This is a genomic window from Sphingomonas sp. SP5, from assembly GCF_058313455.1.
Window position 1 is genome coordinate 22,802 of record NZ_JBZFLF010000001.1, and the last position, 14,374, is coordinate 37,175.

A 14,374-nucleotide genomic window follows, 5' to 3' on the forward strand; every position below is an offset into this window, starting at 1 on the left:
GCGCAGGGCTGTATCGTGGCTAGGATCGGCTAATATGCTTGTCAACCGATCTGATATCTCACATAGCAAGGCCATGGAGATGATGACGAAGCGGGATCGGGGCGGGCGCGTGGCCCATGTGCGCGAGCGGGCGAACTGGATGCGGCGGCGTTTGCTGCGCATGATCGTCGAGGCGGGGCAGGGGCATCCGGGCGGTGACCTGTCGGCGAGCGACATCCTGGCGGCACTGTATTTCGACGTGCTGCGCATCGACCCGGCGCGGCCGGATGCGCCGGACCGCGACCGGTTCGTGCTGAGCAAGGGGCATTGCACGGGCGCGCTCTATACCGCGCTCGCCGGGGCCGGGTTCTTTCCGGAAGAGGAACTGGCGACCTATTGCGCGCCGCGTTCGCGGCTGAACGGCCATCCCGTACGCACCTATCTGCCCGGTGTCGAGACCAACACCGGGCCGCTCGGCCACGGCTTTCCGGTCGCGGTCGGCATAGCAGTGGCCGGGCAGATCGACGGCGCCGGCTATCGCGTCTTCGCGCTGACCGGCGATGGCGAATTGCAGGAAGGCAGCATGTGGGAGGCGGCGATGTTCGCCGGGCACCGCGGCCTCGGCAACCTGACCGTCATCGTCGACCGCAACGGCCTGCAACAGGGGGCGCGGACCGAGGATACCAATGCGCTGGAACCGCTTGCCGACAAATGGCGCGCCTTCGGCTGGGAGGCGGTGGAGATCGACGGCCACGATCACGGCGCGCTGCTCGACGCGCTGGACGATGCCGCCGCGCCGCGCCGCCGGCCGCGCTGCATCATCGCCCGCACGTCGAAGGGCCGGGGGGTGAGCTTCATGCAGGATCAGGCCGGCTGGCATCACGGCGTGCCCGATGCCGCGCAATATGCGCAGGCGCTCGCCGAACTCGACGCGGAGCAGGCGGCATGAGCGCGCCCGCACCGGCCGCCGGCACGTTCGACTGCCGCGATGCCTTCGTCGCCACGCTGGAGCGGCTGGCGGCGGCGGACGAGCGCATCGTCGCCGTGGTCAACGATTCCGTGGGATCGTCGAAGCTCGGTGCCTTCCGCGCCCGCTTTCCCGATCGGCTCATCAACGTCGGCATCGCCGAACAGAATATGGTCAGCGTCGGCGCCGGTCTCGCCAACGGCGGCAAGGTGCCGTTCGTCAGCGGTGCCGCCTGCTTCCTCACTGCGCGGGCGATGGAGCAGATCAAGGTCGATTGCGGCTATTCGCGCGCCAACGTCAAGCTGTGCGGCATCTCGGCCGGCGTCGCTTATGGCGAACTCGGCGCGACGCACCACAGCATCGAGGATGTCGCCTGGCTGCGCGCGATCGATGGGTTGACGGTGATCGTCCCGGCCGACCCCTGGCAGACGGGCGCGGCGGTGGAGGCGGCGCTGGCGCATGACGGGCCGGTGTTCCTGCGCCTGAGCCGCATGCCGGTGCCGGCGCTCCATCGCACGCAAGAGCGCTTCGCGATCGGCGAGGCGGAGGTGCTGCGCGAAGGCGGGGATATCGCGCTGATCGTCAACGGCACGCTCGTCCACCATGCGCTCGCCGCCGCCGAGACGCTGGCGGCTGAGGGCACCGCCGCGCGCGTCGTCAACATGGCGTGCGTGTCGCCGATCGACGAAGCCGCGGTGCTGCGCGCCGCTGCGACCGGTGCGATCGTCACCGCGGAGGAAGGGCTGGCGCATGGCGGCCTCGGCGGCGCGGTGGCGGAGATCTGCGCGCGGCATGCGCCGACGCGGATGCGGATGCTGGGCTTTCCCGGCTTCCTGCCGACCGGTTCGGCGGCGTGGCTGATGGAGCAATACGGCCTGACCGCGCCCGGCATCGCCGATGCGGCGCGCGACCTGCTGTCGGCTCGCGGATGAGCGCTGCGCCGTCGATCCTGGCGATCGACCAGGGGACCAGCAATACCAAGGTGCTGCTGGTCGATGCGGCGAGCGGCGCGGTGACGGCGCGGGCATCGCGGCCGATGACGGTGTCGCACCCGCAGCCCGGCTGGGCCGAACAGTCGGCCGAGGCGATCTGGCAGGCGGTACGGGAGGCGATCGCCGAGGTGATCGCGGCGGTGCCGGCCGGGGAGGTCGTGGCCGTCGCGATCGCCAACCAGCGCGAAACGGTGGTGCTGTGGGATGCGGCGACCGGCGTACCGATCGCGCCCGCGCCGATCTGGCAATGCCGGCGCACCCAGCCGCAATGCGAGGCGCTGGCCACGGCGGGGCTGGGCGAGGAGGTGGCGGCGATCAGCGGCCTGGGCCTCGATCCGCTGTTTCCCGCGGCGAAGATCGCCTGGCTGCTCGATACGGTTCCCGGAGCACGCGATCGGGCCGCGCGCGGCGAACTGCGCTGCGGCACCATCGACAGTTGGCTGCTGTGGCGGCTCACCGCCGGTGCGGTGCATGCCACCGACGCGAGCAATGCCAGCCGCACCCAGTTGCTGCGGCTCGCCACGCGCGACTGGGATGCGCGGCTGGCGGAGGTGTTCGCGGTGCCGCTTGGGCTGATGCCGCAGGTGTGCGCCTCCGACGCCCGGTTCGGCACGGTCGCGGCGGGGGTGTGCGCCCTGCCGCCCGGCGTGCCGATCCGCGCGATGATGGGCGACAGCCATGCGGCGCTCTACGGCCACGGCATCCACGCGCCCGGCCGTGCCAAGGTGACGATCGGCACCGGCAGCTCGGTGATGACGCCGACCGCCGCGCGCGTGCGATCCGGTCACGGTCTGTCGGAAACGATCGCCTGGATGCGCGGCGACGCGGTGCTGCATGCGCTGGAGGGCAATATCTCGGTATCCGGGCAGGCGGCGGCGTTTGCGGTGCGATTGCTCGGCCTGCCGGACGAGGCGGCGCTGACTGCACTGGCGGCGGAGGTTCCCGACAGCGGCGGGGTCAGCTTCGTTCCCGCACTCGCCGGCTTGGGCGCGCCGCACTGGCGCAGCGACGCGCGCGGCCTGATCGCCGGAATGACGCTCGGCACGCGGCCGGCGCATGTCGCGCGCGCCGCGCTGGAGGCCATCGCCCTGCAGATCGGCGATGTGCTGGATGCGATGGCCGCCGACCTCGGCGCGCCGATCGCAGCGATTTCCGTGGACGGCGGAGCGACGTGCAATGCACTGCTGATGCAGTTGCTCGCCGATCTGACGCAGCGCGACGTGCTGCGGCCGGCATCGATCGAGGCGAGCGCGCTCGGCGCGGCGCGGATGGCGGCGGATGCGCTGGGCTATGCGGCGTGGGATGAGGCTGCGATCGATCGTTTCACGCCGTCGCTTCCCGCCGGCGGCGCCGATCGGCGCCGCGCGGAATGGCGCCGGGCGGTCGAACGCACCGTCTAGCCCCGCGCCGCCGCGATCTCCTCCAGCGACTTGCCCTCGTTGCGCGGCGCGCCGAGGAAGCCGATCAGGCCGCTCAGGAACAGGAAGCCGGTCAGGATCCACGCGAGCGTGGTGAAGCCCGTCGCGGTCAGTGCGGGCACGAAGAAGCTGAACACGCCCAGCGACACGCGCACCACCGCGAACATCACGCCCTGAGCGGTCGAGCGGAGCAGCGTCGGAAACATCTCAGCGCTCCACAGCTGGAAGAAGCTCTGCGCGCCGAAGCCCTGGCCGAACGCCATCAGGAAGACGTGGAGGATGGCGAGCGGCAGCGTCAGCGGAAAGAGGGCGAGCAGCGCCATGCCGATGACCTGGATCACCGCGGAGGCGAGGAACAGCAGCCGCTGGTTGACCCGGTCGGCCAGTCGCATGAACACGAAGGCGATCGAACCCATGCCGATCAGAAAGCTGAGGCACTGCACCGCCACCGCGGTCGCTTGCGTCTGGTTGCCGACGGTGCGGAGGATGTAGGGGAAGAAGAATCCGTTCACGCCAGCCCACAGGTTCCAGAAGACGTACATTCCGGCGAGGAATGCCATGGATTTCAGATGCTGGCGGGTGAACAGGTCGCGCAGGCGGGCGCGGGCGGCGGGGCGTTCCTGCGCCTCCAGCCAGCGTTCCGATTCATGCATCTTCGCCCGCAGGAAGGTGAGCGCGACGGCGAGGATGGCGAGATGCGCGAAGACGATGCGCGCTCCCAGCAGTCCGAGTGGCGACAGGACGAGGAACAGCAGCAGCACGACGGTCGGCCCCATGTACCACAGCACCTGCGCGACGCCGCTGTGCTTGCCGCGCTCCGTGTCGGGCGCCTGTTCGGCGATCAGCGACCAGGAGGCGGGAATGTCCGCGCCGACGGCGAGGCCGACCAGAAAGAAGCCGAGCACCACCATCCACGCCGAGGCCGCGAACACCAGCCACAGCATGCCGAAGGCGTAGAAGAGCATATCATATTGGTAGATCCTCTTGCGGCCGAGCAGGTCGCACAGCCGGCCGCCGATCAGCGCGCCGACCCCCGCCGAGATCGCATTGGGGCCAAAGGCGCCGAGCACGCCGACGAGCGTGTTGCTGAGGCGATAGGTTTCCATCCACAGCGCCAATGCCGCCGCGCCTGCGACGATCGAGCCGGCGTCGATGTAATTGGCGAGGCCGGCGAGGATGGTATTCTTCCACGCCGACGCATCCGCTGTGGTCGGCGCCTCTGGGGTCGCGGCTCGGCTGCTCATCGGGTCCTCTCCGGGCGCGAACGGCGCCTCCTATTGATATCTCACCACAGGACATTGATATTGTAAATGGTGCTGCTAAGCTGAAAGTCTGAGAAGAGAGGAGCTTGGGCCTTGGCAATCACGCGGCGGCATGTGCTGGCGGGATCGGTGGCGATGGGCGTCGCCGCGGGCGGCACCGCGATGGCGGCGACGCGCGCCGGCGGCAGCGTCGAACGCTGGGGCGTGCACGAGATCGTGCTGCACGGACCGGCAAGCGGCAACCCCTTCGTCGACGTGGCGGTCGCGGCGACCTATCGCCGCGGCGATACCGAGGTCGAGGTGCCGGGCTTCTACGATGGCGACGGCGTGTATCGCATCCGCTTCAGCCCGCCCGATCTCGGCCGCTGGACCTGGACGACACGCGGCAACGCACCGGGCCTGTCGGAGGCCAAGGGCGCGTTCGACTGCGTCGCCCCGGCGAAGGGCAGCCATGGGCCGGTGCGGGTGACCGACGACGGCTATCACTTCGTCCATGCCGACGGCACGCCGTTCCGCCAGATCGGCACCACCTGCTATTCCTGGGCGCTGCAATCGGAGGCGCGCTGTGCCGAGACGCTGGCGACGCTGGCCAAGTCGCCGTTCAACAAGATGCGGATGTGCGTGTTCCCGAACGTCGCGTCGGTCGCGACCGATCCGTTCGTGCGCACCGGCGCAGGCTTGCGCGATTGGGACCCGGCGCGCTTCGATCCGGCCTATTTCCGCCGCTTCGAGGATCGCATCCGCAAGCTCGGCGCCCTTGGGATCGAGGCCGATGTCATCCTTTTCCAACCCTATGACGCCAAGCGCGGCTATTCGGACATGACGCGTGCCGACGACGAACGCTACCTGCGCTACGTCGCGGCACGCTGGGGGGCGTATCGCAACGTCTGGTGGTCGATGGCCAACGAATACGACCTCATCAAGACCAAGTCGGTCGCCGATTGGGATCACCTGTTCCAGGTGCTGCAAGCCGCCGACCCGCACGACCGGCTGCGCTCGATCCACAACATCCACGTCTATTACGACAACCGCAAACCGTGGATCACGCATGCCAGCATCCAGAACGGCGCCGCGGTGACCGGCGACATTCCGGCGCAGCTGCACCGCAGCTTTGCTGGCAAGGCGGTGATCTTCGACGAGGTCTGCTACGAGGGTGATATCGATGCGCGCTGGGGCCGGCTGACCGGAGAGCAGATGGTCGCCGCCTTCTGGTGGGGAACGATCGGCGGCACCTATGTGGGGCATAGCGAGACGTTCGCGGCGGGGCGCAATGCGGACGGATCGTGGCTGGGGCAGGGGGGCAGGCTGGTCGGCACCAGCGCCCCGCGCCTCGCGTTCCTGCGCCAGGTGCTGGAGGAAGGGCCGCGCCCCGGCATCGAGCCGATCCAGACGTGGTGGCAATATCACATGGCCGGCAAGCCGCAGGAATATTACCTGCATTATTTCGGCGACGCGCAGCCGACCGAATGGCGGGTCGCCATCCCCGGCAAGCCGGGCGAGCCGCTGCACCGCTATCGCGCCGAGATCCTCGACACCTGGAACATGACGGTGACGCCGGTCGAGGGCGAGTTCGCGATGGCGCAGGCGGGCGCCTACGACCAGCAGGACCCGAACCGGCCGACGCTGGCGCTCCCCGGCAAGCCGTGGCTCGCCGTCCGGCTGCGCCGCGCCTGATCCCCCCTTCACCATATCCGCACGGAGTCGCCATGCGTCCGATCACCGCCGCCAGCCTGCTGGCCCTCACCCTCTCCGCATCAGTCGCCGCGCAGAAGCAGCCTTGGGACGAGCGCAAGCCCGCAGCCCACGTCGACCTGTTCGTCGCGCCGGACGGCAGCGACAGCGCCGATGGCTCCGCGGCGCATCCGTTCCGCACGCTCGCCCGTGCGCAGGCCGCGGTCCGCACGCGCAATGCCGGTGCCGATGTCACCGTCACACTGGCGGACGGCGTCTACCGCCTCGACCGCCCGCTCGCCTTCGCACCCGAGGACGGCGGGCAGGAGGGGCTGAGCGTCACCTGGCAGGCAGCGAAGGGCGCGCATCCGGTAATCGCCGGCAGCGTCGCGGTGACCGAGTGGCGGCTGCACGACAAGGCGCGCGGGCTCTATGTCGCGCAGGTGCCGGCAGGAACCGACACGCGGCAGCTGTGGGTCAACGACCAGCTGGCGCCGCGCGGCCGGATCGCGATCGATCGCAACGCCGTGCGCTTCGATACCGCAGGGTTGACGCTGGACGCGGCGACGCTCGCCAGCCTCAAAGGCGTCGACCAGATCGACCGGCTGGAGGTGGAAGGCACCGGCTTCTTCACCAACCGCATCGCCGTCGCCGAGCGGCTCGACGGCGCCAGGCTGCGGATGCGGCAGCCGGGCTGGGCGAACAACATCTGGGGCTATGACACGCTGGCGAAGCCGGTCAGCCCGCAGCATGCGCGGTTGTACCTCGGCAATGCGCTGGGCTTCGTGCGGCAGCCGGGCGAATGGTATCTCGATCCGCGCGGCGGCCGGCTCTACCTGCGCCCGCCCGCCGGTGCCGATCCGGCGCGGCTCAAGGTGGAATTGCCGCGCCTCCCGTATCTGGTCGCGATCGCCGGCACGCCCGATCGGCCGGTGCGCGACCTCGCCTTCAAGGGGCTGCGCTTTTCCTACACCAGCTGGCTGGGGCCATCCTCGGCGGAGGGCTATGCCAACCAGCAGAGCGGCGCCTATCTGACCGGCGCCACCGCGGGCTATCCTGCCGACCCGATCGGCACGTGCAGCTGGGGCTGCCGCGCATTCGAAACGCGGCGCAACGACTGGGCGCAGATCCCCGCCGCGGTGCAGGTGTCGGCGGCGGAGCGGGTCAGCTTCGACGGCAATGTCTTCGCACATCTGGGTCAGGTGGCGTTGGGCATCGGCAACGATGCGGCGACGCATGCGAGCGGCACCGGCCTCGGCGCGCGGTCGATCGTCGTCGAGCGCAACGTCTTCACCGACCTTGCCGCCGGAGCGATCGTCGCGGGCGGTATCGGCCGATCGGCGCATCATCCGGCCGATCCGCGCCTCGCCGATCGCAACATCACGATCCGCAACAACCGCATCGCCGCGGTCAGCAAGGTGTTCAAGGACAATAGCGCGGTGCTGAGCACCTATGTCGACAATGCGCTGATCCTGCACAACGACGTGTCCGACGTGCCGTACGACGCGATCGATATCGGCTGGGGCTGGGGCCTCAACGACCAGGGCGGCAACCCGATCTATCGCATGGCCGAGCGCGGCTATTACGATCACCCCGCCAACCTCGTCTACGAGACCCCGACTCTGCACCGGAACACGATCGTCGCCTACAACCGCATCCACGGCGCCAAGCGATTGTTCGAGGATGGCGGCGCGATCTACAATCTGTCGGCGAGCCCCGGCACGATCATCGCCGAAAACTACGTGTCCGACATTCCGGGCAAGATCGCGCTGTACCTGGATGAAGGTTCGAAGGGGATCACGGTCCGCGACAATGTCGTCGACGGTGCGGGCAAGTGGCTCAACGACAATACGGTCAAGGCGAGCTACCCGCTGCGCGTCACCTACGGCAACCGCGCGACCGGCAACTGGCACAATAGCGAGGGCATCGGCGGGGTGTGGGATGCCTATGGCGACAATCTGATCCTCGACGATCATCCGGTGCGGGGCGATGCGTGGCCGGCGGCGGCGCGCAAGGTGATGGATGCGGCCGGGATCGAGCCGGCGGCGGGGCCGGTGGCCTATCGCGAGGCGCGATAGCCATTCTGTCGGTAACCGTCATTGCTTCGCTACGCTCGCAATGACGGTTTTAATTTAGGCTAGCGGGATCGAGGCGTAGCGGCCGGCCCGCGGTGAGCCGCACCGCCGCCTGCCGCGTGCCGAAGCGCACCACCCGCCGCCCGGTGACCTCCGGGTGCAGCACCACCTCCGTCGGCTGCCCCTGCGCCCACGTCAGGTCCACCACGCAGCCGCCGCGCACGCGCACGCCGGCGAGGCGCCCCGCGTTCCACGCCTGGGGCAGGGCGGGCAGCAGGTCGATCCGCTCGCCCCGGCTCTGCACCAGCATCTCCAGCACGCCGGCGGTGCCGCCGAAGAAGCAGTCGATCTGAAACGGCGGCTGCAATCCCAGCCAGCCGGGCGCGTTGGGCGCGCTCTGGAGCAGGCGGCGCACCATCAGGTGCGCGTTCCCGGCGTCGCGCAGCCGCGCCCACAGGTTCATCCGCCAGGCGAGCGCCCAGCCGGTCGCCTCCGTGCCGCGCAGCTCCAGCGATCGGCGCGCCGCCGCCGCCAGCACCGGCGTCGCCTCCACGTCGATCTGCTGGCTGGGGTAGAGCGCATAGAGGTGCGAAGTGTGGCGATGCGTCGGCTCGGGCGCGTCGGCATCCCAGTCGAGCAGCCATTCCTGCAACTGGCCCGCCTTGCCGATCCGGTCGGGCGCCAGCCGCGCCCGCGTGGTGGCGATCTGGCGGCGGAGGGCGGCGTCCTTGCGCAGCAGCGTCGCGGCGGCGATCGTACGGTCGAACAGGTCGCGCAGGATCTGGCGATCCATCGCCGGACCGGCGCACAACGTGCTGCCATGGCCGTGATCGTTCTCCGGCGACAGCGACGGATTGGTCACCAGCGTGCCGCTTGCCGCATCGGGTTGCAGCGTGTCGAGATGGAACAGCGCAGCACCGCGCAGCAGCGGGTAGATGCGGCGCAGGTACGCAAGGTCGCGATGCATGTCCCAATGGTCCCACAGCTGGCAGCCGAGCCAGGCCGCACCCATCGGCCACAGGCCGGTACGGGCATGGTCGACCGGTCCCGACGCGCGCCACAGGTCGGTATTGTGATGCGCCACCCAGCCGCGCGCGCCGTACATCGCCTGCGCGGTGCGCGCGCCCGACAGCGCCAGCTCCTCGACCATGCGCGTCAGCGGCTCGACGCATTCGGCAAGATTGCCCGTGTCGGCGGGCCAGTAATTCATCTGGGTATTGATGTTGATCGTGTATTTGGATCCCCAGGGCGGGCGGTTCAGCTCGTTCCACTTGCCTTGCAGGTTGGCGGGTTCGCCGCCGCGCGACGCGGCGATCAGCAGGTAGCGGCCGAACTGCACGAACAGCGCCGCAAGCGCGGGATCGTCGCGATCGAGTGCGTGGCCCGCGCGTTGATCGGTCGGGCGGGCGTTTGCAGCGGGGTCGCCGAGGGTGATCGACAGGCGGCGGAACAGCGCGCGGTGATCGGCGACATGCGCGTCGCGCAGCGCCTGCCAGCCCCTGGCGCGGGCGGCGGCGAGGCGGGTGGCGACGCGGCTTTCCGGATCGCCGCCGACGTCGACCGGCGAGCGGAAGCTGGTCGCGGCGGCCACCAGCACGACGATCGCGCGCGCGCCGCGGATGCGCAGCAACGGGCCGTCCCGATCGATACGGCCTTCGCTAGCAAGCACCGTCGCACCGGCGGCGAAGCGCAGCCGCCCCGCAATGCCGTAATCCGCATTGTTGACGCCGGAGAGGCGGATCGTGTCGCCATCCGCGCGGGCCGTGGCGCGCTGGCCGCTCACCAGCTGGCAATCCATGTCGAAGGGCGCATCGGCGGTGATCCGCACCGCGATCACGTCGTCCACCGCCGAGGCGAAGGCCTCGCGCCGGTAGTGCACGCCATCGGAGGTGAAGCTGGTGGTGGCGATGGCGGCGTCGAGGTCGAGTTCGCGGCGGTAGTCGGCGAAGGCGGTGTCGTTGATCCCGCCGAAGTCGAGCAGCAGGTCGCCGACCGACTGGTAGGACATCTCGCGCATCGGCTTTGCCTGGACCGAGGCTTCGGCGATCGCCTCCGCCTCGGCATAGCGGCTGGCGGCAATGGCGGCGCGGACGCGGGGCAGCGCGGCGCGGGCGTCCGGGTTGACGTTGTCATAGGGGCCGCCGGAAAATAGCGTGCCGTCGTTCAGCTGGATACGCTCGCGCTTGGGCTGGCCGGCAATCGTGGCGGCGAGGCGGCCGTTGCCGATCGGATAGCCCTCCTGCCATTGCGCCGCGGGCTTGGCATGCCACAGCTTCGGGGCATCGGCGGCCGGACCCGGATCGGCCGGCGGCGCGCCCCGCGCGCTGCCGCCGACCATGGTCGCGGGGCCCGCCGCCAGCACGCTGCGCCGCGTGATCTTCATCTGCCTCTCTCCCAATTTGCAAAGGGCTTAACGCCGTTGCCATATCAAAGGCAACCTGCGAGATATCAGTGTATGAGAGGATTCATCACGCTGCTCGCCCTGCTGTCGTTCTGGACGGGAGCCGCGTCGGCAGCACCGCGTGACGATCGGATCATCGCCGAGACGTGGCGATCGACGCTGTTCGAACGCGATGCGCCCGCCGGGCTGGAACGGCGGGACATCGACGACAGCCGCTGGTCGAGCGTGCGCGTGCCGCACAACTGGCAGGGCTATGCCTATGACCGGCAGGTGGTGAAGGGCGCGCGGCATGGCACCGCCTGGTATCGCACGCACCTGACGCTGGCCGCTCGCCGCGGCGACGAGCGCGTCGCGCTGCGGTTCGAGGGGGTGAACAGCTATGCGACCGTTTGGCTCAACGGGCGGCCGGTCGGGCGGCACGGCGGCGGACTGACCAGCTTCGAGGTCGACGTGACCGACGCGATGCGAGGCGGCGACAATCTGCTGGCGGTGCGCGTCGACAATCCGGCGGGGATCACCGACCTGCCGTGGGTGTCGGGCGACGACCAGGCGGACGGCGGCTGCTGCGAAGGCTCGCAGCCCTTCGGCATCTTTCGCCCCGTCCACGTGGTGCGCAGCGCGGCGGTGCGGGTGCGGCCGTTCGGCGTCTACGCCTGGGGGCGGCTCGGCGCGGTGACCGCCGATGCCGCGCGGCTGACGCTGCGGATGGAGGTCGAGAACCGCGCCGCTGCGCCGCGACAGGTGACCGTCGTCGGGCAGATGGTCGATCCCGCCGGCCGCGTCGTCGCCGAACAGCGCGCCGACGTCGCGCTCGCGCCCGGTACGGCGCAGACGCTGGAGCGCGCGCTGCCGCCGATCATGCGACCGCGATTGTGGTCGCCGGCCAGCCCGACGCTCTACACGCTGCGCGCGCGGATCATCGCGGAAGGGCGCGTGATCGACGAGCAATCGACGCCCTATGGCATCCGCGAGGTCGAGGTGCGCAAGGACGCCGCGGGCGCGCGGCGCCTGTTCGTCAACGGCCAACCCTTCGCGGTGCGCGGCGTCGGTGAATACGAGCATCTGCTCGGCGCTTCGCACGCCTTCTCGCCCGCACAGATCGCCGCCCGGCTGGGGCAGGTGAAGGCCGCAGGCTTCAACGCCTTCCGCGACGCGCACTACCCGCACAACCTGCGCTACGGCGAACGGATCGCACGGGACGGCCTGTTGTGGTGGCCGCAGTTCAGCTCGCACCTGTGGATGGACAATCCCGCATTCCGCGCCAACTTCAAGGCGCTGGTCGCCGACTGGGTGCGCGAGCGGCGCAACAATCCGGCGGTGTTCCTCTGGGGCCTCCAGAACGAAAGCCGCTTGCCCGCCGCCTTTGCCGCCGAGGCGATGGCGGTGATCCGCGCGCTCGATCCGACCGCATCGGTGCAGCGGCTGGTGACGACCTGCAACGGCGGCGAGGGCACCGACTGGAACGTGCCGCAGAACTGGTCGGGCACCTATGGCGGCGACCCCAACCTCTATGCGGACGAGGTGGTGAAGCAGGCGCTGGTCGGCGAATATGGCGCGTGGCGCACGCTGGAACTGCACGCCGAGGCCGATGCCAAGAACCCCGGCTTCACCGAAGAGCGCATGGCCGCGCTGATGCAGACGAAGGCGCGCCTTGCCGACAGCGTCGCCGATCGCAGCGTCGGCCAGTTCCACTGGCTGCTTGCGACGCACGAGAACCCGGGCCGGCCGATGCGCGGCGACGGCACGCAGATCTGGGATGGCTTACGCGAACTCGACCATGTCGGCCCCGCCAACAACAAGGGGCTGATGACCCTGTGGGGCGAGCCGCTCGACGTCTATTACATGTTCCGCGCGCGGCAGGTGCCGGCGCGTGTCGCGCCGATGGCCTATATCGTCTCGCACACCTGGCCGGACCGCTGGGCGACGCCCGGCGTGCGATCGGGGATCGAGGTCTATTCGAACTGCGACGCGGTCGAACTGTTCAACGACGCGGCGCGACGTCACTCGCTCGGGCGGCGCCAACGCGATCGCGAACAGCGCTTCCGCTGGAACGGCGTGTCGGTCCGCTACGACACGCTGGCGGCGACCTGCCTGATCCATGGCAAGGTCGCGGCGAGCGACAGCATCACCCTGCCGCTGCTGCCGCCGGCACCGGACGCGGCGACGGCGAGCGGCCCGGCGCTGACCAGGGCGGCGGCCGGGCTCACCTACCTCTACCGCGTCAATGCCGGCGGCCCGGCGCTGACCGATGCCGCCGGCCAGCATTGGGCGGCCGATCGACACTGGACACAGGGCGCACCCTGGGGCTGGACCAGCTGGGCGGACGCCTATCCGGAGCTCGACCCCGCGCTCGGCAGCCGCCGCAAGACCTTCGACGCGATCGCCGGCACCGACAGCCCGGCGCTGTTCCAGACCTATCGCTACGGACGTGAGGCGCTGCGCTACCGCTTCGCGGTGCCCAGGGGGCGCTATCGGGTCGAACTGTATTTCGTCGAGCCTTGGTACGGCCGCGCCGGGATCGACGCGCGCGGCTGGCGCCGGTTCGATGTGGCGATTGACGGGCGGACGGTGCTGCGCGATCTCGACATCTTCGCCGAGGCGGGCTTCGACACCGCGCTCCGCAAGGTGGTGAGCGTGACGTCGACCGGCGGCGAGATGGAGGTGAGCTTCCCGCGGATCGACGCCGGGCAGGCGGTGCTTGCCGGAATCGCCATCGCCGCCGAGCCGGGCACGGGTGCGCAGGCGATCCCCGCCGATCCCGCCAGCGATCTGGTCGCGCCACTCGCCGGCGCGGTCGCGATCCGCACGTACATCGACAATGGCGATGCGGTGCCGGTGCGCGGGGCAGCGCGGTGGACCCGATTGCCGCATGCCTGGCTGGATGCCGACATGCTGACGAGCGCTGCCGCCGGTAGCGTCCGCGCGCGGGTGCCGGTGATCGCCGCGCTGATGCTGGATGCGGGTGCCGCGGTGCCGGCCGGCTGGCATGACGCCGGGGACGCGGCGGCGCTGGCGGCGAACGGCGGCGTGACGCCCGTCCGCCTCGCGACGCGCAGCATCGCCGCCGGTGCCACGCTGGCGATACCGGCGGGCGCCGCGATGCTGGTCAGGCGTGACCTTGTCTCGCCTTATGCGCCTGGCCAGTTCAGCTTCGCGCGCGATGCCGGGCTGAAGGAGGCCGAGGCGGCGGCGCTGACCGGGGCGACGGTGGCCACCCAGCTGAAGGGCTATGGCGGGCAGGGCTATGTCGCCACCGGGCAGGGGCCGGCGACGATCGGCTGGAGCGTCCAGACCGATGTCGCCGGGCAACACCGCTTCCGCCTGCGCTATTGGGCGATGGCGGCGGGCAAGGCGGAACTGCGCCTCCAAGACGCCAGCGGCTTCGTCACCGCACGCATACCCGTCGCCTTCGCCGAGGCAAGCGGGTGGCAGGAGGTGACGGTCGCAACCCCCGGCATGATCAACGCCGGCACCTATCGCCTGACGCTGGCGACCGACGCGCCCGTCGCTATCGACTCGCTGCGTGTGGACTGACCGGAAACGACAAGTGGCCTGACATTATCATTGACTGAGATATCAAGAGTGTCCATTGATATCCCGATAATCGGC

8 protein-coding genes are annotated in these 14,374 nt (G+C 70.0%); 6 read left to right on the forward strand and 2 right to left on the reverse strand.

What is annotated here, in order from left to right; genetic code table 11:
* Positions 1–73 precede the first annotated feature (73 nt).
* The 3 genes from AC4GY7_RS00090 to AC4GY7_RS00100 are packed head-to-tail and all read left to right on the forward strand — an operon-like array spanning position 74 to position 3,338.
* The gene (locus AC4GY7_RS00090; RefSeq protein ID WP_491111274.1) at positions 74–928 is read left to right on the forward strand and encodes a transketolase; all 855 of its coding nucleotides are present in this window, start codon (positions 74–76) and stop codon (positions 926–928) included.
* Positions 925–1,878, forward strand: coding sequence for a transketolase family protein (locus AC4GY7_RS00095; protein WP_491111275.1), 954 nt, complete (start codon positions 925–927; stop codon positions 1,876–1,878). Before AC4GY7_RS00090 ends, AC4GY7_RS00095 begins: the two co-directional genes overlap by 4 nt.
* Entirely contained in the window at positions 1,875–3,338 is a 1,464-nt protein-coding gene (locus AC4GY7_RS00100) for an FGGY family carbohydrate kinase (protein WP_491111277.1), read from the forward strand. Before AC4GY7_RS00095 ends, AC4GY7_RS00100 begins: the two co-directional genes overlap by 4 nt.
* Here the strand turns inward: AC4GY7_RS00100 and AC4GY7_RS00105 are convergent.
* The gene (locus tag AC4GY7_RS00105; protein ID WP_491111278.1) at positions 3,335–4,600 is read right to left on the reverse strand and encodes an MFS transporter; all 1,266 of its coding nucleotides are present in this window, start codon (positions 4,598–4,600) and stop codon (positions 3,335–3,337) included. The genes AC4GY7_RS00100 and AC4GY7_RS00105 overlap by 4 nt on opposite strands.
* A gap of 111 nt (positions 4,601–4,711) precedes the next feature.
* Between AC4GY7_RS00105 and AC4GY7_RS00110 the strand changes: the two genes are divergently transcribed.
* Together AC4GY7_RS00110 and AC4GY7_RS00115 are read left to right on the forward strand one after the other, a co-directional pair.
* Positions 4,712–6,292, forward strand: a complete 1,581-nt coding sequence (locus tag AC4GY7_RS00110; RefSeq protein WP_491111280.1) for a DUF5060 domain-containing protein — start codon at positions 4,712–4,714, stop codon at positions 6,290–6,292.
* A 32-nt stretch (positions 6,293–6,324) separates the two neighbouring features.
* On the forward strand, positions 6,325–8,367 hold the full coding sequence (locus tag AC4GY7_RS00115; protein ID WP_491111282.1) for a right-handed parallel beta-helix repeat-containing protein: 2,043 nt from the start codon (positions 6,325–6,327) through the stop codon (positions 8,365–8,367).
* A 49-nt stretch (positions 8,368–8,416) separates the two neighbouring features.
* Here the strand turns inward: AC4GY7_RS00115 and AC4GY7_RS00120 are convergent, their stop codons facing one another.
* The gene (locus tag AC4GY7_RS00120; protein WP_491111283.1) at positions 8,417–10,747 is read right to left on the reverse strand and encodes a glycoside hydrolase family 95 protein; all 2,331 of its coding nucleotides are present in this window, start codon (positions 10,745–10,747) and stop codon (positions 8,417–8,419) included.
* A 72-nt stretch (positions 10,748–10,819) separates the two neighbouring features.
* Between AC4GY7_RS00120 and AC4GY7_RS00125 the strand changes: the two genes are divergently transcribed.
* The gene (locus tag AC4GY7_RS00125) at positions 10,820–14,299 is read left to right on the forward strand and encodes a malectin domain-containing carbohydrate-binding protein (RefSeq protein WP_491111284.1); all 3,480 of its coding nucleotides are present in this window, start codon (positions 10,820–10,822) and stop codon (positions 14,297–14,299) included.
* Positions 14,300–14,374 lie beyond the last annotated feature (75 nt).

Bases quoted from the DNA above. Each gene is read 5' to 3' on its own strand.
- AC4GY7_RS00090 (WP_491111274.1), top strand. From the start codon at position 74: ATGGAGATGATGACGAAGCGGGATCGGGGCGGGCGCGTGGCCCATGTG.
- AC4GY7_RS00115 (WP_491111282.1), top strand. From the start codon at position 6,325: ATGCGTCCGATCACCGCCGCCAGCCTGCTGGCCCTCACCCTCTCCGCA.
- AC4GY7_RS00095 (WP_491111275.1), top strand. From the start codon at position 925: ATGAGCGCGCCCGCACCGGCCGCCGGCACGTTCGACTGCCGCGATGCC.
- AC4GY7_RS00125 (WP_491111284.1), top strand. From the start codon at position 10,820: ATGAGAGGATTCATCACGCTGCTCGCCCTGCTGTCGTTCTGGACGGGA.
- AC4GY7_RS00105 (WP_491111278.1), bottom strand. From the start codon at position 4,600: ATGAGCAGCCGAGCCGCGACCCCAGAGGCGCCGACCACAGCGGATGCG.
- AC4GY7_RS00120 (WP_491111283.1), bottom strand. From the start codon at position 10,747: ATGAAGATCACGCGGCGCAGCGTGCTGGCGGCGGGCCCCGCGACCATG.
- AC4GY7_RS00100 (WP_491111277.1), top strand. From the start codon at position 1,875: ATGAGCGCTGCGCCGTCGATCCTGGCGATCGACCAGGGGACCAGCAAT.